Genomic DNA, 24626 nt, shown 5'->3' with positions numbered 1-24626 from the left:
CGGGAGCGGCGTTGCGGACAAGGCTCCTCTCCCCGTTCACGGGGAGAGGATGGCGGCAGCCAGGTGAGGGGCAGCGCGAGCCGCGAACGTTAGCTCCGCCCCTCATCCGGCCCTTTGGGCCACCTTCTCCCCGTGAACGGGGAGAAGGAAACGGCGCTAGCTCGACTTCGGCTCGGCGTCGTTGATCTCGACGGTGAAGGACCCGTCCTTGATCGCCTTTTCCTTCTCGGCGACCTTGGCCTTGACGTCGTCGGGCACCTTGCTCTCGAAGGTACCGAGAGGCGCCAGCGACGAGCCGCCGGCCTTCATGAAGGAATAGACGCCGTAGTCGTCGGCCTTGAAGGTGCCGGCCTTGACCTCGGCGATCGCCTTGTCAAGCGTCGGCTCGAAGTGCCACAGCGCCGACGCGACGACCGTTTCAGGATAGTCGGCCTGGGTGTCGATGACGTTGCCGATGGCGAGCACCTTCTTTTCCTTGGCCGCGTCGGACACCCCGAAACGCTCGGCGTAGAGCAGGTCAGCACCACCGTCGATCTGGGCGAAGGCGGTCTCCTTGGCCTTGGGCGGATCGAACCACGAGCCGATGAAGGCGACCTGGAACTTGGCGTCGGGGGCCACTTCCTTCACGCCTGCCATGAAGGCGTTCATCAGGCGGTTGACCTCGGGGATCGGATAGCCGCCTACCATGCCGATGTTCTTCGACTTGGTCATGGCGCCGGCAACGAGGCCGGAGAGGTAGGAGGCGTCCTGGATGTAATTGTCAAAGACCGAGAAGTTCGGCACCGCCGCGTCGGGCTTGAAGCTCGAGCCCATCAGGAAAGCGACGTCGGGATAGTCCTTGGCGACCGCGCGGGCAGCGTCCTCGACGCCGAAGACCTCGCCGAGGATCAGCTTGTGCCCCGCCTCGCAATATTCGCGCATGACGCGCTCATAGTCGTTGTTGGCGGTGTTTTCCGAATAGACATATTCGATGTCGCCACGGTCCTTGGCGGCGTTGGCCGCCTTGTGGATGCGGCTGACCCATTGCTGCTCGACCGGAACGGTGTAGACGGCCGCGACCTTGATCGGATCGGCGGCGAACAGACGGCCGGGGATGCCCACGGCTGCGACCGCAGCGGAGGCGCCGGCGGCCCTGATCAGGGTGCGTCTGGAAATGCCTGAACTGTTGGAATTGCTGTGCATTCGATCCACCTCTGGCTGGTTTTGGTCTTCTTTGGCGAAGGCGCGTTTTTTATCGTTTGGTCAACGGTATGCGAAATACGAAATCCCGGCAATCCGTAGGCGGCCTGCTGTCCACCGTCTCCTTGCGCGCCGCGACGACCGGTCCGGACATTTGCGGCACATGCACCGTTTCCCTTCGCCCGCAGGTGCTTTATATAGGCCCGCACGGGGGGCCGCGCCTCAAGGGACCCATTGATTTGTTTGGATTTTTTCGTCCGACGCAGAATCATCGCCTGATCTGGCGATTGCTGCGCGAGTCGTTCCGCCAGCATGCCCTCGGCTACGGTATCGCCATCATCGCCATGCTCGTGGTCGCCGGCATGACGGCGGCCAGCGCCTGGATCATGCAGGACATCACCAACGAGTTCGTCATCGGCAAGGACATCAACCGCGTCTACATGATCGCGGCGATGGTGGCGGGGATATTCATCCTCAAGGGCGTGGCGACCTTCGTCCAGGCCTTCTTCCTGAGCCGCGTCGGCAACTCAATCATCGCCGACCGCCAGCGCAAGATCTACGACCGCATCCTGGCGCAAGGCATCGCCTTCTACCATTCGATCCCCTCGTCGGACCTGATCACCCGCGTCACCCACAATGCACAGGCAGCGCGGACGGTGCTCGACGTCATCGTCACCTCCTTCGTGCGCGACCTGTTTTCGCTGATCGGCCTGGTTGCGGTGATGGTGTACCAGCAGCCTGTGCTGTCTCTGGTCGCCTTCATCGTCGGCCCGATCGCCATCTTCGGCGTCAACCAGATCCTGCGCCGCGTGCGCAAGATCATGGAGGCGGAATTCATGTCGCTGGCCCAGATCGTGCAGGTGATGCAGGAAACGACGGTCGGCGTGCGCATCGTCAAATCCTTCAATCTCGAGTCCCTGATGCGCAGCCGCATGCATCGTGCCGTCTCCGACGTCGAGCGGCGCGCCAACACCATCGCCGCGCTCGAAGCCGGCACCAGCCCGATCATGGAAACGCTGGCCGGCCTGGCCATCGCCGGGGTGGTGCTGGTCAGCGGCTATCTTGTCGTGCAGGGAGGGCAGACGCCTGGCAGCATCATGTCGTTCATCACGGCGCTGCTCCTGGCCTACGAGCCGGCCAAGCGGCTGGCGCGGTTCCGCGTATCGCTGGAGGCCGGCCTGGTCGGCGTGCGCATGATGTTCGAACTGTCCGACCGGCCGCTGACGATTACCGAAAAGCCCGGCGCGGAGGCACTGTTGCCCGGACCGGGCAAGATCGAACTCAGGAATCTCAGCTTCTCCTATGCCGACGGCGAGCCGGTGCTGCGCAATCTCGACATGATCTTCCCGCCGGGCAAGATGACCGCGCTCGTCGGCCCGTCGGGCAGCGGCAAGTCGACGATCATGAACCTGATCATGCGCATGTACGATCCCGACAGCGGCGAGGTGCTGTTCGACGGGCAGGACATATCGCACGCGACGCTGCATTCGGTGCGCGACCGCATCGCCTATGTCAGCCAGGACACCTTCCTGTTCACCGGCACGATCATGCACAACATCCGGCTCGGCCGCGAAGGCGCCGGCGACGAAGAGGTGATCGCCGCCGCCAAGGCCGCCAACGCGCACGACTTCATCATGGCGCTGAAGAACGGCTACGCCACCCAGGTCGGCGAGAACGGCGCGCTGCTTTCAGGCGGCCAGAAGCAGCGCCTGTCGATTGCCCGCGCCATCCTGCGCGATGCCAACGTGCTGTTGCTGGATGAAGCCACCAGCGCGCTCGACGCCGAATCCGAGGCGCTGTTCCGCGACGCGCTGGAAAAGCTGTCGGCGGGCCGCACGACGATTGCGATCGCGCATCGCCTGTCGACGGTCCACCAGGCCGACAACATCGTGGTGATGCAGGACGGCAAGGTCGCCGAACAGGGCCGCCATGCCGACCTTCTGGACGCCGGCGGGCTCTATCGCCGGCTCTATGAGTTCCAGCTGATGCGCTGAGCGGGCTCAAGGCCGCGCCCGCTTGCGGACGCGGCTTCGCGCTTGCCCGCCTGCCCGGGCTCAATCGATGCGGATGAAGACGCCCTTGGTGTTGAGATATTCGCCAAGGTGCTCGCCGCCGCCCTCGCGGCCGTAGCCGCTCATCTTGTAGCCGCCGAAGGGCACCGCCGGGTCGATGGCGTGATAGGTGTTGACCCACACCGACCCGGCCTGGAGCCGGCGCGACAGCTGGTGCGCGGTGGCCAGATCACGCGTGAAGACACCGGCGGCCAGGCCATAGGGCGTGTCGTTGGCGCGTCTCACCGCCTCGTCCAGCGTGTCGAACGGCAGGGCCGAGATGACCGGACCGAATATCTCCTCACGCGCGATGCGCATGGTGTCGGAGACCCCGGCAAAAACCGTCGGGGCAATGAAGTTGCCGGCTGCCAAAGCGCCATCCGACAGCCTGGTGCCGCCGGCAACGAGGCGGGCCCCTTCCTCCGACCCGGCGCGCAGATAGCCCTCGACGCGGTCGAGCTGGCGCTGCGAAATCAACGGGCCGATTTCCGTTCCAGGGTCGATGCCGTTGCCGATGCGCAAGCTCGCGGCATAGGCGGACAGGCGCTCGACGAATTCGTCATGGATCGAGCGCGCCACGAACAGGCGCGAGCCGGCGATGCAGATCTGGCCGGAATTGGCGAAGACCGACATGGCGGCGACCGGCACCGCGCGCTCCAGATCGGCATCGGCGCAGACGATGACGGGCGACTTGCCGCCGAGTTCGAGCGACACGCGCTTGAGATTGCCGGCCGATGCCCGGACGATGCTCTGACCGGTCAAGGTCGAGCCGGTGAAGACGATCTTGTCGACGCCCATGTGCTCTGCCAGCGGCGCCCCGGCCTCCGCTCCGGTGCCCGTGACCACATTGACGACGCCGTCGGGCACCCCGGCCTCCGCCATCAGCTCGGCGATCAGCAGCGGCGTGAGCGGCGCCTCTTCCGACGGTTTCAGCACAACCGTGCAGCCGGTCGCCAGCGCGGGGCCGATCTTCCAGACCGAAGCGGCGGTCGGTGCATTCCACGGGATGATGGCGCCGACGACGCCGACCGGCTCCTTGCGCGTGAACGACACGATGTCGCCGGGCAACGAGTTCTCGATGGTCTCGCCGTGCAGGGCGGTGGCCATGCCGGCGTAGTAGCGCAGCATGCCGAGGACGCGGTTGGCATTGCCCCGCGCCCTGGCGATGGGCAGCCCCATGTCGGTGGTGTCGGAGATGCAGATCTCCTCCCAGTGGCGCTCGAAAAGGTCGGCTATGCGCAGCAAGAGCTTCTGGCGTTCATGCGGCTTGAAGCGGCTCCACGGCCCGACGAAGGCATTGCGGGCGGCAGCGACTGCACGCTCGATATCCTGCCGGCCGCCGCGCGGGACAGTGGCGATGACCTCGCCGGTGGCAGGGTTGCGCGTTTCGAAGGTCTGGCCGGAAGCGGCATCCACCCACAGGCCGCCGATGAACATCGGCCGATGGCGGCCATCGATGGGCTGGCGGATGGGGACGACGGTCATGGCTATGCTCCTCGCCGCGCGGTCACGGCGTGGCGCCGCTGCCTGGTCAGCGCGGCAAGGCTAGGCCGGACAGGCCACGCCATTCAAGCCATTGCGATGAGGCCAGCGGCCGATCGTCAGACCGTTCCAGTGCGTTCGAAATCGCCGGTGGTGCGGTCCATGACCCACAACTCGCCCGCCGAGATGTCGAACCAGGCGCCGAAGATTTCCAGCCGGCCCTTCTGCTCGAGTATCTGGACGCACGGAAAGGTGCGCAGATTGGCGATCGAATAGCGGATGGAGATGCGTTCCAGGGCCGTCTGCCGCTCGGACTTGGTCATCATGTCGTTGCCGGAGACCGTCTCGGCGGCGGGGCCGACGAGGCTCATCCACTTGCCGATGAAATCGCCGGGCGAAAGCGGCGTGGCATTGGGGTCGAGGGCAGCGCGGATGCCACCGCAGCGGCCATGGCCCATGACGACGATGTTCTTGACCTTGAGCGCCTGCACGGCGAATTCGAGCGCCGCCGAGGTGGAATGGAACTCGCCATCGGGCGAATAGGGCGGCACGAGATTGGCGACGTTGCGGAGCACGAACAGTTCGCCCGGGCCGGCGTCGAAGATGGTTTCGGGGGCCGCGCGGGAATCGCAACAGGCGATGACCAGCGTTTCGGGCGACTGGCCTTCGCGCGCCAGCGACTTGTAATGCTCGGTTTCGGCCGCGTAACGACCGTTCATGAAGTTGCGATAACCGGTGAGCAGAGCATCAGGCAAATTCGACATGGACTTGCCCATAAACGGAAATTGCCGTTGCGGCAAATGCAAATGAGCAGGTGCTACTACGTCACCGACCTCCTGTAACGTTGCCGCCCCCGCCGCTCAACCACAGGACGCAGAGCTAGGCGCTTTACGCTGGACGACGTTGAGCTATGCTGCGGTCAAACCGCCCGGGAGCAGCTTTCCCGGGCAAGGCGCCTGCCCCGTCCGGCAGCCGACATTGGCGGCTGCGTCCGATCAACACGGCAAAGGAGAGTGAAATGCGCCTCCTCCTCTTCATCCTTTCGACCGCCAGCCTGCTGGCGGCAACCGGCGCCGGACCGATGCACGTCTCGCCCGCGCAGGCCCAGGAATGCTCGGGCGAAAACTGCCCGCCGCCGAGCGGTCAGGGCAGCGGCCGGGACTGCGAAAGCAAGAAGGAAAACACGGTCAGCTGACGCCACCGGCGGCAGGCATGTCATGGCCAGACCGGCGACACCGGCCTCTGCAAGGGTGTCGGCGCAGGGCCAGCTAGCAGCACCCGTGAGCGTCAGGGTTCGGCATCACACGAAGACCAGGCTGAGCCAGGGGAATACCATCAGCACGATGGTGACCAGCAGCATCATGGCGGCAAAGGGCAGCGTGCCAATGAAGATGTCGTTCAATGTCGCCATGCCCGGTGGCAATGTGCCTTTGACGACATAGACCGACAAGCCGAATGGCGGCGTCAAAAGCCCGATCTCGACGGCGATCGTGGTGACGATGCCGAACCAGACGAGATCGCCGCCAAGCGACGACACCACCGGCAGCATCAGCGGCAGCAGGATCAGCATGATCGAGACCGAGTCGAGGAACATGCCGAGCACGATCACGATCAACAGGTAGATCGCGAGGAACGCGGCCAGCCCGAAGCCGGCGGCGATGATCCATTCGGCAACGCCCTGGGGAATGTTGGTGAGCGTCAGCAGGCGGCTGTACAGGTTGGCCGCAACGATGAGGACGAGGACGGATGCCGAAATCTGGGCTGCCTCGACGAGGATCCGGGAGAATTTCTTCCAGTCGAGCGCGCCCTTGAGGACGGCTATGACCAGCCCGCCGGCAGCGCCGATCGCGCCCGACTCGGTCGGCGTGAAGAAGCCGGTGTAGATGCCGCCCAGGACGACGGCGATCAGGACCATGATCGGCATCATCTTCGACGAAAAATCCCGGAAGCTGACGCTGTCGTCCAGTTCGGCCGGCGATGCGCTGGCCTGCTGTCCGGCCGCGAAAATGAAGCTCGGCGAGAAGCGGGCCATACCCATAATGAGCCCGGCAAAGGCAACTGCCAGGAGCAACCCCGGCAACACGGCCGCAATGAACAGCTTGCCGACGGAGACTTCGGCAATGAGGCCGTAGACGATCAGCAGAAGGCTCGGCGGGATGAGCATGCCGAGCACCGAGCTTCCCGCGACGACGCCGACGGAGAAGCGCGTCGAATAGCCATGCAGCATCATCTGCGGGGTGGCGACACGGGTGAACACGGCTGCCGATGCGATCGAGCTGCCGGTGATCGCTGCAAAGACTGCATTGGCGAAGACGGTGGCGATGCCGAGGCCACCTTTCAGCCGCCGCGCCAGCCGGGCTGCGACGGCAAAGGCGTCGCGGCCGACATTGGCGATGTCCACGAACAGCCCCATCAGGATGAACAACGGGATGACGCCGAAGCTGTAGGAATTGATCGAGCCGGCCGCCGCGAGCACGAGCGAACGCGAGGCGATCTCGGGATTGCCGCGCACCGCCCAGATGCCGATGAACGAAAGCAGGATCAAGCCCGTGGCGATGTGCACGCCGGCGAGAACCAGCAGCAGCATGCCGCCGATGGCGACGAAGCCCACGGTGATCGGCGACAGACCCGAACTGACCACGAGGTACCCACCGGCCACCAGCACCGCAATGAAGGCCAATGCGGCGAACAGGCTGAAGGGATGCTGCCTGTCGCCGCGAACCTGCCAGAGCCGGATGGTCGAGGCGGTGGTCATCAGCCCGAACTGCAGCCCTGCCAGGCAGGCGCCGATGAAGATCGTTGCCAGGAAGGGCCAGACCGGCGCCGTGAACACGCCAACCGCGCCAAAGAACTCGGCCGTGCGCCAGGCCTCGGCCAGCTTGGGCCACAGGCCCGAGGCGATCTCGTAGAACACCCAGGTGCCGGCGAGGTTGAAGAAGCCTTCCAGCACCGCACCGGCGCGCGGATAGCGCTCCAGCACCGGTGCGTAGAGGAAATCAGCGCGCAGGAACCGGCCGGCGCGGATGGCGCTGGTGACGGCAAGGAAGACATAGCTCGGTACCGAATAGGCCACGATCTCCGGCACGCCCTGCAGCGGCTGGTTGAACAGCGACCGCATGACAATGTCGGCGCAGATCACAGCCATGATCACGAAGATCCAGATCGAACTGGTAGTCGCGAGCAGGTCCGAGCCAATTCTCAGGAACCGGTCCGGGACGTTGAGGAGCGGCGGGTGGTCGGACGATGTGGCGTCCGCAACATTGGAATTGGTGGTCATGGTGTGATCCGATTTGGGTCTGCGCGCGGCCGCATGAATTCTGGTTGTTGCCGTTTCAAGCGACCGGCATCCCGTGCCTGTCGTTGCTGGCGGCCAGCTCGACGACATGAAGCATCGTGGGCATGGCCCACGATGCTTTCCTCGAATGATCAGAGTTCCTGATCCCAGTTGCGCAGCGGCTTGGCACCGCGTTCGCGCATTTCGTCCATGAACCGGACGACGATGTCGCGGGCCGGCAGCCCCGCCTTTTCGGCCGTCTCCACCCAGGTCTTGGAAAGAGCCGCCAGGCTGTCCACCCAGAGCTGGCGGTCCTGCGCCGGCAGCGGCTTGATCTGCGCGCCTTCCTTGGCCATGTCGGCAAGGGACTGGTCGTATCTTGCCATGACCTGCTTGGCGTGCACGTCGCTGTATTCGCGGCCGAGCTTGGTGAGCACGGCCTGGACATCCTTGGGAAGGGCGTTCCAGCTGTCCTGGTTCACCGCCAGGCCGCCAACGGTCGTCACGCCGATGTCGACGAGGGTGATGTGGGGCGCCACCTCATGCAGCTTCAGCGAGAAGGAGCCGGTGGGCATGATGATGGCCCCGTCGGCGACACCGGACTGGATCTGCTGGTAGAAGCTCGGCAGGCCGCCGGCCACGAGCACGGCGCCCGTGCCTTCCAGCCAGGGGCCGAGCGAGGAGTTGCCGACGATCTTCTTGCCCTTGAGGTCGGCAAGGCTGTTCACCGGGAACTTGGTGAAGATGTGATAGGTGTCGTTGACGCTGGCGCCGAGGAACACCAGGTTGTGCCTGGTCCACTCCGCCTTCATTTCGGGAACGGTGTCGTTGAGTTCGTTCAGGACGTCGACCGCGATCGCCGGGTCGCTGGTCACGAAGGGCGTCGCAAAGGTGATGTTCTGCAGCGGCATCTTGGCCGGTTCCCACAGGGAGCCGACCCAGCCCATGTCGGCCATGCCACTCTCGATCGCCTCGAGCGAATCGTTGAAATCGTAGAGCGCACCGCCGAAGGCTTCCGTCCATTCGATGCGGTAGTTGGAACCCTGCTCCTCGAGCAGGCGGTTCGAATTGTCGACGACGTGGCTCTTCAGGGCCCCGACCCAGGCGACCGACGTCGGATGGCTCGATGCCATCGTCAGCCGAACCGTTTCGACCGCTTGCGCGGATGCTGCAAACATGCCGAGCGCAAGGCCCAGCGAGCAGGCTATCATCTTCTTCATATTGCCCTCCCAGCAATCAAAGACATTTCATCGGCTGCGATCCAGGATCAGACGAAAAATCGATCCAACTACCTGATTTCGCAGTATCTATTATCGGCGGCGCGGCTGCGCTTGTTGCCAATTGACATCAAGCCGGCGATAGTCTCCTCCAAGACCCCGCCAGCACCCAGGCGCGTTCACTTCGGGAATACTGCGAGAACCTCGATTTCGATGCGCGCGCCCGGCGTCGACAGCGAGTTGACGCAAATCGTCGTGCTTGCCGGGGACCAATCGCCGAGAAATTCCTTGAGCGTGGCGCTTAGAACCTCGATCTCGCGCATGTCGGTCAGGAACTTGGTGATCTTCACGACATCGGTCCAGGTCAGCCCTTCATGCTCGAGGATGCCCTGGATGGTGTGCATGGCACGCCGGGCCTGCTCGCGGATGTCGTTGGGGTGGTCGTGCTCGCTCCAGTCGTGGGGATGCTTGTGGTACAGCGGCGATGGCGTTGCGCCCGACACGAACAGCAGGTCGCCCGGTGTCTCGACACGAATTGCCGGCGCATAGGGCATGTCCTTGACCCTGCTCGGATCCGTGTGAATTTCTCCGATATTGGGGTTCGTCGGAGATGTCCTGTAAGGTTTCGTTCTGCTCATTTCTTCCTTGATCCTTCAGCAAGCTGAAAGATTAGCTTCGCAACAACTGAAGGCAGGAAATAGAGAGGTTCGTCCGGTTTTGGTGGACTTTCGACCTGCTTCATTGACCTTCCCGTCAGCTCGCCCCGGAAGGCCACGCACCGCAAATGCCCGTGACCGATGTTTGGTGCGCCGAAGGATCGGTGTTCGCTGCTCAATGCCGGTTGATTTTGCCTGCGCCGTTGTCGAGGATGACGTCGTGGCCCCCGCTTCCCAGCGGATCGGGTCGGAAGCTGCCGCATTGGAAATGAGCATGGACGAACACGTCGTCGACAACCCAGCCATGAGCCGATACGAACTGGCAATCGGCGACGAGGTGGCCGCGGCTTACTACCGGATCGAGGACGGCCGGGTGGTGCTGGTCCACACCGAGGTGCCGCACCAGTTCACGGGACAGGGCATCGGCTCCAGGCTGGCCAAAGGCGTGTTCGAAACCATCAAGGCCAGCGGTCGCCGGGCCATCGCCAAATGCCCGTTCATGGCCGCCTATGCCAGCCGCCACCCTGAATACATGGCGCTGCTGGATGGCTGATCTTTCGAACTCCGTCATCTTGCGGGCGGAGAGCCAGCCAGCTTCGGCCGGCGATCCGAGGCAGGGCCGCTGAATCGCATTCTTCACCTTCGAACCGCGTCCGGGACAGGCCACTCATGATCAAGGGCATCGCGCTTCTGCTGCTGTTCCAGCTGCTGGGGGAAAGCATCGTCTTCACCACGGGGCTGCCCCTGCCCGGGCCGGTGGTGGGGCTGGTGCTGCTGTTCGTGGCGATGCAGGCATGCAAGATGCTCGGCCTCGGGCTGTTCGCCGAGGCGGAGACCGCTGCCGACGGCTTCCTCGCCAATCTCGGCCTGCTGTTCGTGCCGGCCGGCGTCGGCATCGTAGCGCTGTGGAGCCAGTTGCAGAGCCAAGCCGGGGCGATCCTATTGGTGCTGGTGGCGTCCGCCGTCCTCACCCTCGCCATCACCGTGTGGACGTTCGTCATCGTCCGCCGGCTCGTCGGGCGGGAATAGCCCGATGAAGCACCCCATCGAACTCTGGGTCTACCTGTCTGCCTCGCCGCTGCTGTGGCTGACCCTGACCCTGTTTGCCTGGATCGCGGCGACCACCATCTCGGTGCGGCTGAAGCGCCACCCGCTGGCCAATCCGGTGCTGATCACCATCGCGCTGTTGTCCACGACGTTGTGGCTGTTCGACGTGCCGTACGAGACGTTTTTCGAAGGCGCGCAGTTCATCCATTTCCTGCTCGGCCCCGCCACCGTGGCCATCGCCATCCCGCTGTACCGCCAATGGCAGAAGGTGCGGCAGGCGCTGATCCCGATGGCGGCAGCGCTGGTCGTCGGTTCCTTCTCGGCCGTACTGTCGATCGTGCTGATGGGCAAGTGGGCGGGGTTGTCGCAGGACGTGCTGGTCTCGTTCCTGCCGAAGTCGGCCACCGCCGGCGTGGCCATGGCGATCTCGTCGTCGCTGGGCGGCAACCCGTCGCTGACCGCGGTGCTGGTCGTGCTGACCGGCATCGTCGGCGCGCTCGTGGTGACGCCGCTGATGAATGCCATGCGGATCAAGGACTATGCCGCGCGCGGCTTTGCCGTCGGGCTGACCTCGCACGGCATCGGCACCGCACGCGCCTTCGACGTCGACGAGACGGCGGGGCTGTTTGCCGGCATCGCGATGGCGCTGAACGCCATCGCGACGTCGCTGATCGTGCCCCTGCTGGTCAGGCTGGTGCTGTGACTAGAGGGTCGGCGGCTCCTCGCCCGGCGCCAGCGTCATGACGTCGGCCCAATCGGGATGCTTGCGATACTGCGCCCGCACATAGGGGCAAAGCGGCAGGATCTTGAAGCCGTTCTTGCGCGCGTCCTCGATCAGGAACGTCACCAGGGCCGCGGCCGCACCGGTTCCGCGCATCGATTCGGGCGCACCGGTGTGGTCGGCGCTGATCAGCCCGGGCCCGCGCTTGGTGAAGGTGATTTCGGCCTCGCCTTCGACGCCGGCGATGCGGGCGACATAGCGGCCGTGCCGCTGGCCGCGCTCTTCCCTGGTGATTTCGATCTCAGACATGTGTTTCCTCTGCTTTCACATCATGGAACCCGGGCACGATCCGCTCCGGGATCAGGCCACCGGTTCGGCCGACAGCATCCGTTCCATCTCGGCACGGCCGAAGGTGGCGCCGAAGATCGGGGTGCCGGTTCCGAAGGTGCGGCTGGCCATGAGCGGGCCGGCGTCAACGGCATCGTAGCCGAGACGCTCGACGAAGGCGGAAACGATGCCGCGCGCCGCTGCGTCGTTTCCGGCAACGGCCAGCGCGCGCCGGTCGGGATCGCCCGCCGGGCGTGCCTCTTCCTCGATCTCATGGTAGCCCATGTGGTTGAAGCTACGCACCAGCGATGCTGCTGACAAGAAGTCCTGGACGACCTCGCTGCTCGACCGCACGCCTTCGAATTCCGCGATGGTGCCATCGGTCGGGGCCCAGTAGTTCATGATGTCGACCACCACCTTGCCGGCCAGGAGCTCGGGCTTGAGGCTCCGGTATTTCGACAGCGGCAGTGCCAGCAGCACGATGTCGCTGTCGGCAATCGCGGCTTCCGCCGTCACGGCCTTGGCCCCGGGCGCCATGATCTCGAGCAGCAGCTCGATCTCGGCGGGCGGCCGACCCGTTGCGACACGGACCTCGTAGCCGGCAGCTATCGCCAGCCGCGCCAGCGCAGTGCCGACGCGGCCGGCGCCGAGAATGCCTATGGCAGGCGTCTCAGGCGACATCTTTGGTCAACTCCTTCGGCTCGTTGGTGCCGAGTTCGGCATCGACGAGCGGCTTCACCTTGGTGCCGAGCAGTTCGATGGAGCGCAGGAATTCCCTGTGCGGCATCTGGCCGACATCGGTCTGGAAGAACTGCCTCATGTGGCCGATGCTCTTGTGCAGGCTCACGATGCGTTCGGCGATCTCCTCGGGTCCGCCGGCAAACAGCGCGCCGGCACCGCTGGCTTCCTTGTCGAAATGGGCGCGCGGCGGCGGCGCAAAACCGCGGATCTTGCCGAGCTGTTCCATGACGCGGTGCCAGTGGGTCCAGAAGAACTCCTTGGCCTGTGCCGCATCCTCGCCGACGAAGCCGGGGCTGGCGACGGCGACCTTGATCTTGTCCTCGGCTATGCCGGCCTGTGCGGCGGCACGCCTGTAGAGATCGGCCAGGGGCGCGAACCGGTTGGCCTGGCCGCCGATGATCGCATAGGAGACCGGCAGGCCGAGCAGGCCGGCACGCACCGACGAATGCGGGTTGCCGCCGGTGGCGAGCCAGATCGGCAGCGAACCGGCGTCGGGGCGCGGCACCACCAGCGCCTCGTTCAGTGCCGGGCGGAACTTACCGCTCCAGGTGATCGATTCGCTCTCGTTGATCTGCAGCAGCAGGTCGAGCTTCTCGGCATAGAGTTCGTCATAATCGTTCAGGCTGTGGCCGAACAACGGGAAGGATTCGGTCGACGAACCGCGGCCGGCGGTGATTTCGGCACGGCCATTGGACAGCGCATCGAGCGTGGCAAACTGCTGGTAGACACGGACGGGGTCGTCGGTGCTGAGCACCGTGACCGCGCTGCCGAGCTTGATGGTCCTGGTGGTGGAAGCTGCCGCACCCAGGATGACAGTCGCAGCGGATGCCGGCATTTCGCGGGTGTGATGCTCGCCAATGCCGAAAAAGTCCAACCCCACCTGGTCGGCGAGTTGGATGGCTTCGAGAAGATTTCGCGTGGCATCGGCGGTCGAGCCGAGCTTGCCGGTCGAGGCGTCCGCCTGCACGTCGCCAAAGCTGTAAACGCCCAGTTCCATGTCTTCGCTCCTTTGTCGGCGGGCGCCCTTGTCGCTCGCCCTGCCAGTTAGTATATTTCCGTAACTTGGCCTAATATTGTTACTGGATAGAGAGGCGCAAGGAGGCACACCGATGTTACCTGAACCCAACGGCCTGCTGGAGATTTGCCGGCCCGTCCGCCACATCCTCGCCCGCGTCGGCGACAAATGGAGCGTGCTCATCGTCATGGCGCTGCGCGACGGTCCGCGCCGCTTCAACGAGATCAAGCGCGCCATCGGCACCATCTCGCAGCGCATGCTGACATTGACGCTCAAGGGCATGGAGCGCGATGGCCTGGTGCACCGCACCGTCACGCCGTCGAACCCGCCCCGCGTGGACTACGAACTCACCGAACTGGGGCATTCCCTGCGCGGCCCCATCGAGGAACTCGGGCGCTGGGCGATCGACAACGAGAGACGGGTTGCGGAAGCGCAGCTGTGGTTCGACGGCCGCGACAAGGCGGCGTGAGCACGCACTTCGCCTGACTGCATATCGACAGCCGGCTGGCCGGCCGCGGGGCGAGAGAGCTCCCCGCGGCCAGCCCGCTCGCTACCTGGTGCCTTCCTTGAGGTCGAGGAGCTGCCATTCCCAGCGCAGTCCCTGTCCGAACCCGCCACCATGCTCGGCAAAGAGCTTGGCGACCCCGTCGGCGGTCGGGCGTGCCCAGTCGCGCTGCAGTTCCGACACGTAGGCGATGGTGGTCAGCGGCTGGGCGCCGGCCTGCACCATGCGCTGTACGCCGCGTTCGTGGCTTTCGCTGGTGCCGCCGCCGGACGCGTCGGTGACGATGTAGACCTCGTAGCCGTCGCCGAGCGCGTCGATGACGGGCATGCTCAAGCAGACTTCAGTCCACAACCCGGCCATCACGAGCTTCTTCTTGCCAGTCTTCCTGACCCAGTCGAGCACGCGCGGATCGTCCCAGGAGTTGAGGCCGGTGCGGTCGATCGGGGTCTGCTCGGGGAAGACCGCCTGCACTTCCTCGAAAAGCGCCTGGCGTTCGGCGAACGCCGTGGTCAGAAGCGTCGGCACTTCAAACAGCCTGGCAGCCTTGGCGAGGAAGGTGGTGTTGTTGACGATGGTTTCGTTGGGGTGCGAACGAAGCGCCAGCAATTGCAGGTACTGGTGGTCGATCAGCAGCAACGCGTGATCGTCGGGGGTGAGCAGGGAACTTTTGGCCATGATGGTATCTCCTCTGGCTTGTTGACGGCCGGAATGTCGGCGCCCTGAGAAGATGATGGCGGAACGATCTTGCCGGTAGCCGTAGAAAACGGCACAGTTCGTTCCATCAGTGGAACACTGCCTTGCAAGATCTCAACGACCTCTACTACTTCGCGCGCATCGTCGAGCATGGCGGGTTCGCCGCTGCAGGCCGTGCGCTCGGCGTACCCAAGTCGACGCTCAGCCGGCGCATCACACATCTCGAGGAAAGACTGGGCAGCCGCCTGCTGCAGCGCTCGACCCGGCATTTCGGCGTGACGGAGATCGGCGAGACCTTCTACCGACATTGCGTGGCGATGATCGCCGAAGCCGAAGCCGCGCAGGAAGCCGTCGACCACAGCCGCGCCGAACCTCGCGGCACGATCAGGGTCACCTGCCCGGTCTCGCTGATGATGAGCCGGGTGGCCCCGATGGTGTCACGATACCTGACGGCAAACCCCATGGTTCGCGTGCAGCTCTCGGCAACCAATCGCCGCGTCGACGTCATCGAGGAAGGGATCGACGTCGCGCTCCGCGTCCGTTTCCCACCGCTCGACAGCGAAGGCCTGGTGATGCGGCGCCTGGCGGAAAGCCGCCAGATACTCGTCGCCAGCCCTGCCTTGCTCGACAGGCTCGGCCGGCCCGGTGCGCCCTCCGAGCTTGCCCGTATTCCCGGAATGGACCTCATCCGATCGCCGCCAAGGCACGCCTGGGATCTCGTGGACGACAGCGGCAGGTCCAGCGCCGTCGCATTCGATCCGCGCTATGTCGCCGACGACATGTACGCGCTGCGGCAGGCTGCGGAAGATGGGGTCGGCATGGTTCAGTTGGCCGACTACATCGTCGCAGCCGGGATCGCCGCCGGCACGCTTGAAGTGGTCCTGCCGGACTGGACCCTGCCGAGCGGTGTCGTCCACGCGGTGTTCCCGTCGCGCCGCGGGCTTTCGCCTGCGGTGCGCAGCTTCATCGATTTCCTGGCCGTAAAGTTCCGCGAGGCCGCCTGACGCCGCGGCGCCTCACGAGGCGACCGGCTCCCTCGCCAGATCGATATCAGGCCACGAGGGATCAAGCAGGAACGTAGGTCAACCTGAGCACATCCTCGCCGATCCGATCATGCGTCATGAGGCGGAGCGGCGGCCGGGGACCGGCAAAATATGGCTTGCCGTGACCGAGCACGACGGGATGCAGGTAAATTCGATACTCATCGATCAGGCCAAGTTCGGTGAGGCTTCGCGCCAGGTCCGGGCCGGCAACTTCGATTTCTCCATCGCGCTCGGCCTTCAACGCGCGGATCGTGCCCTCGAGATCTTCCTCGACAAGCGTGGCATTGGGGCCGAGCGACTTCAACGAGCGCGAGACGACCCATTTCTGCTGGTTCCGCCACGCCGCCGCGAAGGCATGTCGCTCTGCATCCCATTCAGGGTGATCGTCGTCCCAGTACCGCATGATCTCATACATTCGGCGACCGTACACACTGCCCGCCTGCCCCTGAGCCTCCTCGATGAAGTGGCGGAAGAGCGTGGGGCTTGGCCCAAACGCCATGTGATCGACGTAGCCGTCCAGGGACTGGTTCATTCCGAACACGAGCTTGGCCATGACCACTTCCTTTCCGTGAACGGCATATGCGCGGGTCTGATTGCAATGTGCAATCGGTTCCAGGCTAGATCGACTGGTCTTGGATCGCAATCGGTTTTTGGCGTGCGCGTGAACGGGCGTCCGCCGCATATGCGGTCAGTCGCCGCCTCCAAGTGTGTTCACGACCGCACGCACAGCGGGCGAAAGCGGCGCGCCGGCCGCGTAATAAGGTGGAAACCGGGATAGGTCGGCGACCAGTCCGCCAGCACCGGCAAGGCCGTCGATTTGGGGAGAGAATGGCGCGCTGCACCGGGCGGCTGAGAACCATATCTGCTCCCTCGCCCTCTGGGGCCTGAGCGGCCGGTCGCGACGGATCCGGGTCAAGCCTGGCGTATGCGGCCGATCTCAACCTCGGCACAAGCCCTGGACGGGTCGCGCCGGGCCTGGTCGATCAGGTCGATATCGGCAAGGGCATCCGCCAATGTCCGCTGGCCCAGCAATTGCAGCACGACGTCGTCGATATCGTGCCCGAGCCGCTCGAAATAATTGTCGAAGTTCCAGCTTATGAGGCATCGAGCAGCCAACAGGGGGACTTCTTCTGTAAGAAACACCGCGCAGCCACGACTATTGGTTGTGTGAATGCAGCGGACCGGAAAGGCACTATGCTTGACCAGACAAAAAAGCAGGATCTTTACCAAAGCCTGGCGAGCCAGCATGGCGGCATGATTGCGCGCCTCGCCGCTGCCTATGAGAAAAATGCCGCGGCCCGCCAGGACCTGGAGCAGGATATTCACTTGCACCTCTGGCGCAGCCTCGATGTCTTTGCCGGCCAGTGCAGCCTGATCACCTGGACCTACCGGGTCGCCCACAATGTCTGCGCCCAGCATGTGGGCCAGGCCATGCGCCGGCGACCGGCCCAGGGCTGGGTCGATATCGACCAGGTGGAACCCGTCGATGGCCGCTTGACCCCCGAGGAGGCCACCGGCACGGCGCTGACGCTGGAGCGGCTCTACACCCTGATCGACCGTCTTCGTCCTGCCGATCGGCAGGTTGTGCTGCTCTATCTCGAAGACATCGACGCGGCCGGAATAGCCGAAATTACCGGACTGTCGGCCGGCGCCGTCGCCACCCGCATCCACCGCATCAAGGCGCTCCTAGCGCAAGGTTTCAAAGCGGAGGTCCTGGCATGACGCCGACGCCCCAATCCCAGTCCCCCGACCCGAAAAACCTCTGGAAGGAACAGGATATGCAGCCCCAGACCATGACACCGCAAATGCTCGAAAGCCGCTCCCTCGAATTCGAAGACCGTATCCGCACCCGCAACAAGCGCGAATACGTCATCGGCAGCATCGTCGCTGTGGTCACGGTCGCTTTCGGCACATGGATGCTGCTGAGCGTTGCCGCCGCCCCGTCCAGCCTGATGACCGGCATCGGCTTCATCCTCCTGGGCCTTGGCGCGGCAGCGGCGATCTTTCAGCTCCGCCGCCGCGCTGGCGGCCAGGCTTTCATCGATGGCAGCTCCAACACATCGGCCGCCTACCGGGCCGAACTGGTGCGCCAGCGTGACGCGCTTCGCTCCATTTTCTCCTGGTATGTCGCCCCCTTCCTGCCTGGCTTGCTGCTCATCTATGGCGCCGGCTTCTTCGAACCCGATGGGATCGAATGGGGCACCCTGATTCCGGGCTTTCTGACCGTCGCATTCGGCATCTGGCTCGTCCGCGCCAATCACAAGGCAGCCGACGGGCTGGATCAGGAAATTAAGGGGCTGGACGCAAGAGGCTGAAGCAGGCCGAGGCGGCCGAGATAAGCGAGGCGCCTCAACCACAGGCAACGGGATCAACGGCTCCAAGGCCATTCTGGCCCCGAGCGCCGCAGCGGGCAGACCAAGACCACCCTCCGTTCTCACATCTTCTTGGAAAATGGCGCGCCCGAAAGGATTCGAACCTCTGACCCCCAGATTCGTAGTCTGGTGCTCTATCCAGCTGAGCTACGGGCGCGCAACGGGCCAAAATTGAAAAATGGCCGGGACGCTTCGGTCAATCGACCGCAGCGACCGGCGCTACCTAACGGCTGGTTCTGCGAATTGCAAGCCGCCGCCAGATTTTTTCTGGGCAACCGGCGGACATGCCCTGTCCCGTCTCTAGCGGAACGGCAGTTCGCCCGTCCGTCTGGCGGACAAAGTCCTTCCCGCTCCAAAGATGCCGCAGGAGGAGCGCACCTCACAAGGGAGCCTGGGTGCGCCGGCTACTTGAGCGGGATCAGCCCGGCGTCCGTCGACTTGAAGCCGCAGGCGTCGAAGTAGAAGGGCCTGAGATGCGGGTCGAAATCCACATGAAGCCATTCGCATCCAGTCTGCTTCGCACGCCCGACTGCTTCCTCGATCAGCGCCCTGGCGATGCCCTGGCGCTGGAATGCCGGCGTCACCATCGTGTCCAGAATGAAGGCATGGACGCCACCGTCCCAGGCGACGTTCACGAACCCGATCAGCTTGCCTGCCCGCCGGGCACAGACCCAGCCAAGACTGTACCGGTTGACCTGCGTCCACCAATCGTCCTCGAACATCCGATGTTCAAAGCATTCGGCATGGAGAGCATTGACTTCAGCGTTCTCGAACGCCCCTCGCCATTCGGCAATGCTGCCAGCCGGGTCCGTTCCTGTCGATGACTGTTCCATGCACGCCGTTACATCAGGCGCCTCGCCCAGCGTCAACTTTGCAAGTCCTTGAAAAATGAATGGCGCGCCGTCGCAGGCGCGGCGGTCATCACGTCCCCGGTCGGCGCGGGCATCCTGCCGGATTAGCATCGTGGGGCCGATTGCGTTGATCATTCCAACGGCGTCGCCAGCCCGCCGTCGTGTCCGGCGATCCAAAGAATGGGCTCGGAGTAACTGATCGCCGACCCCTCAAACCGGAAGAGATCACGGGTTCAGGTCACTCCAACTGTCAACCTGCGGACAAACTGACATCACCGCTCTGATCCATCATTTTGCTGCCGATACGCTCGGCCAGGCTGCGAGCAACTCGCGGGTATAGGCGTCCTGCGGCGAGCCGAACAATGATCCAACCTCGCCGGCCTCGACCACCTTGCCCGCCCGCATGACCGCGGCGTTTTCGGCAATCAGCCGCACGATCGCCAGATTGTGGCTGATGATCACGAGCGTGATATGCTGCGACCGCCTGATGTCCTGCAGGAGGTTGAGCAGATCGCCCTGGACGGAAACATCGAGGCCGGCGGTCGGCTCGTCTGCGATCAGAATCGATGGCTTCATCAGCAGCGCCCGTGCGATCGCCACCCGCCGCGCCTGGCCGCCGCTGATCTCGTGCGGATATTTGTCGACAACGCCGGGCGGCAGGCCGAGCCGGTTCAGGATGACGTGCAGCCGCTCATGCGTTGCCGCCAGCGGCTCCCGCAGCACCGTGCCGACCTCGTCCATCAGCGTGCGGATGCGGCTGCGCGGCGACAGCGATGCGGCCGGGTCCTGGAAGATCGGCTGGATGAAGCCGGCGCGTTCTTTCAGCGCTGCGCGGCCGTGCAGCAGCGGCTTGCCTAGAATGCGTATCTCGCCCCGGTCGAGCTTCTGCAGGCCAAGAACGGCGCGCATCAGCGTCGTCTTGCCGGAGCCGGATTCGCCGACAATGCCGAAACATGAGCCGTTGGGAATGGCAAGCGACACACCATCGAGTGCCGCGGTCTCGCCAAATCGCAACTGCGCCTGGCTGATCGAGATCGCGTCGGTCATGGCGTCTGCAGCCGCAGGCAACGGGCACTGTGCCCGGCATGATTGCCGATCGGATAATCGCCCGGATCGATGACGGCGCAATCCTCGAACGAGACATCGCAGCGCCCATTGAAGATGCAGCCGGGCGGCCGCTGGCGCGGATCCGGCAATTCGCCGGCAATCACCGTGAAGCGGTTCTCGGAGGCATCGGCATGGCGCTCGCAGTCGATAGGCACCTCGCAGTCGAACAGCATGCGTGTGTAGGGATGGCCGGGCTGGCGCTGCACCTCCTTCACCGTGCCGCTTTCCAGCTTCTCGCCGGCATAGAGCACCGAAATTGCGTCGCAATACTCGGTGACCAGCCCGAGGCTGTGCGTGATCAAAAGCACCGCGCAGCCGATGCGGTCGCGCAGACCGATGATCTCTCGCATGATCTGCGCCTCGACGGTGACGTCGAGCGCGGTGGTCGGCTCGTCGGCGATCAGCAGCGCCGGTTCGGACAGCAGCGCCATGGCGATCACAACGCGCTGGCGCATGCCGCCGGACAGTTCATGCGGATACTGGTTCATCCGCCGCTGCGGGTTGCTGAGCTTGACCTTGGCGAGCGCGTCCTGCGCCATTGCAACGCGGGTCTTGCGGTCGCTGCCGGGGGCGCGCCGGCGCAGCACTTCGCAAAGCTGCGTGCCGATGGTGAACACCGGGTTGAGCGACAGCATCGGATCCTGGAAAATCATCGCCATGCCGCGGCCACGCAGATCAGCGGTCGCGTTGCGCTTGGTCAGGTCGAAACTCCTGCCTTCGATCGTCGCCGTGCCTGATGTCACCCTGGCGTTGTTGGCAAGCAGGCCCATCAGGGCGAAGGCGACGGTCGATTTGCCGCTGCCGGATTCCCCGACCAGCCCGAGCATTTGGCCCTTCCGGATGTCCAGCGACACGCCGCGCAACGCGTGAGCGGTGCCCTGCGGCAGGGTGTAGTCGACCGATAAATCGCGCAGCGAAATCGCCATCAGCGCACCCCCGCCGTCTTCGGATCGATGACGCGCCGCAGCGCTTCTCCGAGCAAGGTCGCGCCCAGCGTGGCGATGGCCAGCACAAGGGCCGAGGCGACCGTTGGCCACCATGACTGGTTGATCGAGATGAAGCCGTCCTTGATCAGCGTGCCAAGCGAGGATTTCGGCGGTTGCACGCCAAAGCCGAGGAAGGAAAGCGAGGCCTCAAAGGCGATCACCACCGGGAGATTCATGCTGGCCAGCACGATGATCGGTCCGGCGACATTGGGCAGATAATGCCTGACAACGATGGTGACGGGATGAACGGCCAGCATGCGCTCGGCCTCGATGAAGCTCAGGTTGCGCAAGGTCTGCGCACGGGCGCGCGCCATGCGCCCGAATTGCGGGATGAAGACGACGGTGACCAGAAGCACGAAGGTAGCCGAACCCTTGCCATAAAGGGCGATCAGCGCGAAGGCCAGGATCAGCGGCGGGAAGGCGTTGACGATGTCGAACACCGCCGTCACCGCCCGGTCGACCCAGCCGCCTGCGATGCCGGCGACAATGCCAATCAGCGAGCCGATGACTGACGAGATGACGACGATCATCACGGCCAGCGTCAGTGCATAGCGCGTGCCGGCCGAGGTGCGCGCCAACAGATCGCGGCCAAGATTGTCGGTGCCGAGCAGATGCGCCAGCCCAGGCGCCGCGAAGCGGGCCTTGACGTCGATGACGTTCGGGTCGGGGCTGACCAGCGGTCCGGCCAGTGCGAACACCAGGATGAGACACGTGAAGGCCAACCCAAGCCGGCCCTCACGCTCCGAGCAGATGCCTTTTAGCGTCGCAACCAACCCACTCATCCGCGCCCTGCCGCAATACGAGGATCAAGCAGCGCGTTGATCATGTCGACCACGAGATTGGCGACGATGTAAAAGGCAACGATGAACACCACGCAGGCTTGCACGACGGGAAAGTTGCGTTGCGCGATCGAATTGAAGATCAGGCTGCCGATGCCCGGCCGGGCGAAGATGATCTCGACGACCACCGAACTGCCGATGAGATCACCAAGGCCGATGCCGAGGATCGACACGACAGGCACCAGCGCAAGCTTCAGCGCGTACAGCCCGACGATGCGGTACTCCGAAACGCCATAGGCGCGCAGCGTGCGCACATGCAGTTCGGCAAGCGTGTCGAGCAGGGCGGCGCGGACCAGCCGCGAGATGTAGCCGACCCAGCCGAGCGCCAGCGCCACGCTGGGCAGGATCAGATGCCGCAAGCGGTCCACAAGATCGCCCGGGTCGCCCGCGCCCGCCACCGGCAGCCAGTGCAGGCCGATGGCGAAGATGAGGAACAGGATCACCGACACCACCAGCGTCGGTGTGGTGATCAAGGAGATCGACAGCAACGCCAGGCCATTGTCGAGCCACGAACCCGGCCTCAGCGCCGCGATGACGCCGATCGGAATGCCGACCACCAGTGCCAGCGCAAGGGCGCTGAAGGCCAGTGCAAGCGTGTTGGGGATGACATCAAGCACGATATCCAGAATCGGCCGGTGCGAGACGACATCCTCGCCAAAATCGCCGGTCGCAGCGCGGCTGGTGAACAGCCAGAGCTGTTCGAGCATGCTGCGGTCGAGGCCCATATCATGGGTTATCTGGGCACGCAGCTCCGGCGTCGCTCGTGGGCCGAGCATCACCGAGGTGAAGTCTCCCGGCACCAGGCGCACCATCAGGAACAGGAGCAGCGTGGCGCCGGCGATGGTCAGTACCACCGACGCCAGACGGCCCGCGATGAAAGCGGCGGTCCGTTGCGATCTGCTCATGAACGCTTTCCCCCCGATCCGCCACATCTCATCATCCGGTCACCCCTCCCAGGTCCACCGATCGATCTCAGGCTTTGTCAAAAAATTCGAACTGCCAATCCTTGCCACTGGGCAGGAACATCGGCTTCAGCCAGGCCGTGTTGACGAAGAAGTTGCGGCCATGCGTGATCCAGATGCAGGAGGCCGATTCATCGAGCAGCTTCTGCATGCTGATATAGATCGCCTCGCGCTTGGCCTTATCCAGCGTCTCCAGCCCCTCCTGGTGGAGCTTGTCGAATTCCGGGCTGTTCCAGCCCTGCCAGTTCCACAGGCCGATCTGACTGGCGAGAAACCATTGCGTCTGGAAGCTCGGGTCGAACTTGGACGTGTAGGGGATGAGCGTCAGTTCGAGATCCTTGCTGGCATTGTCGGCGCCGAGCGCCCAGTAAGCGCCGGAATCCATCGCGTTGATGGTAAGCGCGATGCCAACTTCGGCCAGGTTCGCCTGCGCGATCTGCGCCACCGCAAGCGAGGTCGCGTCGTTGAGGCAGGTAAAGGTGAAGGTCAGATCCGTCTTGCCGCTCTCGGCGAGCAGCGCCTGCGCCTTGGCGAGATCCCTCGTGTAGAGCGGCGCATCGGCCCAGTTGCCAAGCAGGCCGGGGGCGAGCAGCGTCCTGGCGCGCGAGGTGGCGCCGGAATAGGCGCCCTGGATGATGGCATCGACATCGATCGCCCAGCGGATCGCCTGGCGTACCCTAGGGTCAGCGAGATCGCCTTTTTGCACATTGATACCGATCCAGGTGTAGTCGATGCCGGGACGGTCGATCACGCTGGTGTCCGGCAAGCCCTTGGCGGTGTCGAGCTGGTCGGCATCGAAAGCCGTGAAATCGAGCTCCTTGGCCTGGTAGGACAGGAAAGATGTCTTGTGCTCGGGGATGATCTTGCCGGTGATCTCCTGGAAATGCGCCTTGTACGGACCCTTGTAGTCGGCGTTGGCGGCGAGCACGAACTGCTCCTTCGGGCGCCACTCCTTGAGAACCATCGGTCCGGAGCCGATCAGCGTGGTGGCGATCTTGTCGCCCAGCTGTTCGACGGCCTTCCTGGACAGGATTGCACCCGACGCGTCGCAGATGCCGATCAGCCAGAGCGCTGCCGAAGGATGCTTGAGGATCAGCTTGCCGGTGTATTTTCCGGTGACCTCGACGGATTTGAGCGCCTCCATGTCGTCGGCATAAGCAAGCTTCTTGCCATTGCTGTCGCCGTTGATGTAGCGGTCGAACGAATATTTGACGTCGTCCGCGGTCATCTCGCCGAAACCGCCGGTGAACATCTGGCCGGGGTTGAGCTCGAACTCGAACTCGGTGTCGGATACCTGCTTGATCTCCTTGGCCGCGTCGTTGGTCCAGCTTGTCTTGCCAGGTTCGAACCGCACCAGCGTCTGGCAGACCGAGCGGATGATGTTGCCTTCGGTGGTGCCGACGCGGTTGCCGGGATCGAGATTGCCGATATCGGCGTCGAGCGCGATGATGGGGTTGGTCCTGCCGGCCGCCCGCGCGTGGCGGGCGAAGGGCAGGATCGCCAGGGCCGACGAGCCGGCCAGGAACGTTCTGCGGTCGAGTTTCATGCGCATTTTCCC

At 64.3% G+C, this 24626-nt stretch carries 27 protein-coding genes and 1 tRNA gene; 9 read left to right on the top strand and 19 right to left on the bottom strand.

Features of this window, described 5'->3' with window-relative positions; translation table 11 throughout:
* Positions 1 to 156 precede the first annotated feature (156 nt).
* A complete protein-coding gene (locus tag GGR00_RS09905; protein ID WP_055980494.1) occupies positions 157 to 1182 on the bottom strand; it encodes a BMP family protein in 1026 nt (341 codons plus the stop codon).
* A gap of 236 nt (positions 1183 to 1418) precedes the next feature.
* Here GGR00_RS09905 and GGR00_RS09900 point away from each other — a divergent pair, with 236 nt between their 5' ends.
* Positions 1419 to 3173: an ABC transporter ATP-binding protein gene (locus GGR00_RS09900; protein WP_184699351.1), complete on the top strand. Its 1755-nt coding sequence runs from the start codon at positions 1419 to 1421 to the stop codon at positions 3171 to 3173.
* 60 nt (positions 3174 to 3233) lie between these two features.
* Here the strand turns inward: GGR00_RS09900 and GGR00_RS09895 are convergent, their stop codons facing one another.
* Positions 3234 to 4715 carry an aldehyde dehydrogenase family protein gene (locus GGR00_RS09895; protein ID WP_184699350.1) on the bottom strand — a complete coding sequence of 494 codons (1482 nt, stop codon included), beginning with the start codon at positions 4713 to 4715 and terminating at the stop codon, positions 3234 to 3236.
* Positions 4716 to 4831: 116 nt separating this feature from the next.
* Positions 4832 to 5476 carry a carbonic anhydrase gene (locus tag GGR00_RS09890; RefSeq protein ID WP_055981000.1) on the bottom strand — a complete coding sequence of 215 codons (645 nt, stop codon included), beginning with the start codon at positions 5474 to 5476 and terminating at the stop codon, positions 4832 to 4834.
* Between the two features lie 254 nt (positions 5477 to 5730).
* Here GGR00_RS09890 and GGR00_RS09885 point away from each other — a divergent pair, with 254 nt between their 5' ends.
* Positions 5731 to 5907: a hypothetical protein gene (locus GGR00_RS09885; RefSeq protein ID WP_184699349.1), complete on the top strand. Its 177-nt coding sequence runs from the start codon at positions 5731 to 5733 to the stop codon at positions 5905 to 5907.
* A gap of 105 nt (positions 5908 to 6012) precedes the next feature.
* Here the strand turns inward: GGR00_RS09885 and GGR00_RS09880 are convergent, their stop codons facing one another.
* The 3 genes from GGR00_RS09880 to GGR00_RS09870 form a co-directional block, all read right to left on the bottom strand.
* Complete coding sequence (locus GGR00_RS09880; protein ID WP_184699348.1) at positions 6013 to 7989, bottom strand: TRAP transporter large permease subunit; 1977 nt, start codon at positions 7987 to 7989, stop codon at positions 6013 to 6015.
* A 149-nt stretch (positions 7990 to 8138) separates the two neighbouring features.
* Entirely contained in the window at positions 8139 to 9206 is a 1068-nt protein-coding gene (locus GGR00_RS09875; RefSeq protein WP_055980502.1) for a C4-dicarboxylate TRAP transporter substrate-binding protein, read from the bottom strand.
* 176 nt (positions 9207 to 9382) lie between these two features.
* Positions 9383 to 9841, bottom strand: coding sequence for a RidA family protein (locus GGR00_RS09870; protein ID WP_184699347.1), 459 nt, complete (start codon positions 9839 to 9841; stop codon positions 9383 to 9385).
* A 292-nt stretch (positions 9842 to 10133) separates the two neighbouring features.
* Between GGR00_RS09870 and GGR00_RS09865 the strand changes: the two genes are divergently transcribed.
* The 3 genes from GGR00_RS09865 to GGR00_RS09855 all read left to right on the top strand — a co-directional run bounded on the left by GGR00_RS09865 (position 10134) and on the right by GGR00_RS09855 (position 11609).
* A complete protein-coding gene (locus GGR00_RS09865) occupies positions 10134 to 10412 on the top strand; it encodes a GNAT family N-acetyltransferase (protein WP_082496720.1) in 279 nt (92 codons plus the stop codon).
* 116 nt (positions 10413 to 10528) lie between these two features.
* Complete coding sequence (locus tag GGR00_RS09860; protein WP_184699346.1) at positions 10529 to 10888, top strand: CidA/LrgA family protein; 360 nt, start codon at positions 10529 to 10531, stop codon at positions 10886 to 10888.
* Between the two features lie 4 nt (positions 10889 to 10892).
* A complete protein-coding gene (locus GGR00_RS09855) occupies positions 10893 to 11609 on the top strand; it encodes an LrgB family protein (protein ID WP_055980513.1) in 717 nt (238 codons plus the stop codon).
* Here the strand turns inward: GGR00_RS09855 and GGR00_RS09850 are convergent, their stop codons facing one another.
* From GGR00_RS09850 to GGR00_RS09840, 3 genes are read right to left on the bottom strand one after another with little or no spacing between them, the layout of a single operon-like run.
* Complete coding sequence (locus GGR00_RS09850; RefSeq protein ID WP_184699345.1) at positions 11610 to 11936, bottom strand: GNAT family N-acetyltransferase; 327 nt, start codon at positions 11934 to 11936, stop codon at positions 11610 to 11612.
* 51 nt (positions 11937 to 11987) lie between these two features.
* Positions 11988 to 12635: an NADPH-dependent F420 reductase gene (locus tag GGR00_RS09845; RefSeq protein ID WP_184699344.1), complete on the bottom strand. Its 648-nt coding sequence runs from the start codon at positions 12633 to 12635 to the stop codon at positions 11988 to 11990.
* The gene (locus GGR00_RS09840) at positions 12625 to 13692 is read right to left on the bottom strand and encodes an LLM class flavin-dependent oxidoreductase (protein WP_184699343.1); all 1068 of its coding nucleotides are present in this window, start codon (positions 13690 to 13692) and stop codon (positions 12625 to 12627) included. The genes GGR00_RS09845 and GGR00_RS09840 overlap by 11 nt, the downstream gene beginning before the upstream one ends.
* Before the next feature lie 112 nt (positions 13693 to 13804).
* Here GGR00_RS09840 and GGR00_RS09835 point away from each other — a divergent pair, with 112 nt between their 5' ends.
* On the top strand, positions 13805 to 14179 hold the full coding sequence (locus GGR00_RS09835) for a winged helix-turn-helix transcriptional regulator (RefSeq protein WP_055980523.1): 375 nt from the start codon (positions 13805 to 13807) through the stop codon (positions 14177 to 14179).
* 81 nt (positions 14180 to 14260) lie between these two features.
* Here GGR00_RS09835 and GGR00_RS09830 read toward each other — a convergent pair whose 3' ends face one another.
* Positions 14261 to 14890: a hydrolase gene (locus GGR00_RS09830; protein WP_184699342.1), complete on the bottom strand. Its 630-nt coding sequence runs from the start codon at positions 14888 to 14890 to the stop codon at positions 14261 to 14263.
* 122 nt (positions 14891 to 15012) lie between these two features.
* Between GGR00_RS09830 and GGR00_RS09825 the strand changes: the two genes are divergently transcribed.
* The gene (locus GGR00_RS09825; RefSeq protein WP_184699341.1) at positions 15013 to 15912 is read left to right on the top strand and encodes a LysR substrate-binding domain-containing protein; all 900 of its coding nucleotides are present in this window, start codon (positions 15013 to 15015) and stop codon (positions 15910 to 15912) included.
* A gap of 61 nt (positions 15913 to 15973) precedes the next feature.
* Here GGR00_RS09825 and GGR00_RS09820 read toward each other — a convergent pair whose 3' ends face one another.
* Both GGR00_RS09820 and GGR00_RS28255 read right to left on the bottom strand, forming a co-directional pair.
* Positions 15974 to 16504 (bottom strand): dihydrofolate reductase family protein, encoded by a 531-nt coding sequence (locus GGR00_RS09820; protein ID WP_184699340.1) that lies wholly within the window; start codon positions 16502 to 16504, stop codon positions 15974 to 15976.
* Positions 16505 to 16863: 359 nt separating this feature from the next.
* Positions 16864 to 17277 (bottom strand): hypothetical protein, encoded by a 414-nt coding sequence (locus GGR00_RS28255; protein WP_244487920.1) that lies wholly within the window; start codon positions 17275 to 17277, stop codon positions 16864 to 16866.
* Between GGR00_RS28255 and GGR00_RS09810 the strand changes: the two genes are divergently transcribed.
* Together GGR00_RS09810 and GGR00_RS09805 are read left to right on the top strand one after the other, a co-directional pair.
* Positions 17206 to 17673, top strand: coding sequence for an RNA polymerase sigma factor (locus GGR00_RS09810; RefSeq protein ID WP_055981010.1), 468 nt, complete (start codon positions 17206 to 17208; stop codon positions 17671 to 17673). The two genes, GGR00_RS28255 and GGR00_RS09810, sit on opposite strands and share 72 nt — an antisense overlap.
* A complete protein-coding gene (locus GGR00_RS09805) occupies positions 17670 to 18266 on the top strand; it encodes a hypothetical protein (protein WP_156381355.1) in 597 nt (198 codons plus the stop codon). Before GGR00_RS09810 ends, GGR00_RS09805 begins: the two co-directional genes overlap by 4 nt.
* A gap of 137 nt (positions 18267 to 18403) precedes the next feature.
* Here GGR00_RS09805 and GGR00_RS09800 read toward each other — a convergent pair.
* The 7 genes from GGR00_RS09800 to GGR00_RS09770 all read right to left on the bottom strand — a co-directional run bounded on the left by GGR00_RS09800 (position 18404) and on the right by GGR00_RS09770 (position 24614).
* A tRNA-Arg gene (locus tag GGR00_RS09800) sits at positions 18404 to 18480 on the bottom strand.
* A gap of 247 nt (positions 18481 to 18727) precedes the next feature.
* Positions 18728 to 19117: a GNAT family N-acetyltransferase gene (locus GGR00_RS09795; RefSeq protein ID WP_425488775.1), complete on the bottom strand. Its 390-nt coding sequence runs from the start codon at positions 19115 to 19117 to the stop codon at positions 18728 to 18730.
* A gap of 345 nt (positions 19118 to 19462) precedes the next feature.
* A complete protein-coding gene (locus GGR00_RS09790) occupies positions 19463 to 20221 on the bottom strand; it encodes an ABC transporter ATP-binding protein (protein WP_184699339.1) in 759 nt (252 codons plus the stop codon).
* A complete protein-coding gene (locus GGR00_RS09785; protein ID WP_184699338.1) occupies positions 20218 to 21207 on the bottom strand; it encodes an ABC transporter ATP-binding protein in 990 nt (329 codons plus the stop codon). The genes GGR00_RS09790 and GGR00_RS09785 overlap by 4 nt, the downstream gene beginning before the upstream one ends.
* The gene (locus tag GGR00_RS09780) at positions 21207 to 22049 is read right to left on the bottom strand and encodes an ABC transporter permease (RefSeq protein WP_055980552.1); all 843 of its coding nucleotides are present in this window, start codon (positions 22047 to 22049) and stop codon (positions 21207 to 21209) included. The genes GGR00_RS09785 and GGR00_RS09780 overlap by 1 nt, the downstream gene beginning before the upstream one ends.
* Positions 22046 to 23011 (bottom strand): ABC transporter permease, encoded by a 966-nt coding sequence (locus GGR00_RS09775; RefSeq protein WP_055980555.1) that lies wholly within the window; start codon positions 23009 to 23011, stop codon positions 22046 to 22048. Before GGR00_RS09775 ends, GGR00_RS09780 begins: the two co-directional genes overlap by 4 nt.
* Positions 23012 to 23078: 67 nt before the next feature.
* A complete protein-coding gene (locus tag GGR00_RS09770) occupies positions 23079 to 24614 on the bottom strand; it encodes an ABC transporter substrate-binding protein (RefSeq protein WP_055980558.1) in 1536 nt (511 codons plus the stop codon).
* Positions 24615 to 24626 lie beyond the last annotated feature (12 nt).

The sequence above is a fragment of the Aminobacter aganoensis genome (assembly GCF_014206975.1).
In the GTDB taxonomy this organism is placed as follows: domain Bacteria; phylum Pseudomonadota; class Alphaproteobacteria; order Rhizobiales; family Rhizobiaceae; genus Aminobacter; species Aminobacter aganoensis.
The sequence above is the reverse complement of the archived record's forward strand: the minus strand, read 5'-3'. Positions and strand labels throughout refer to the sequence as shown.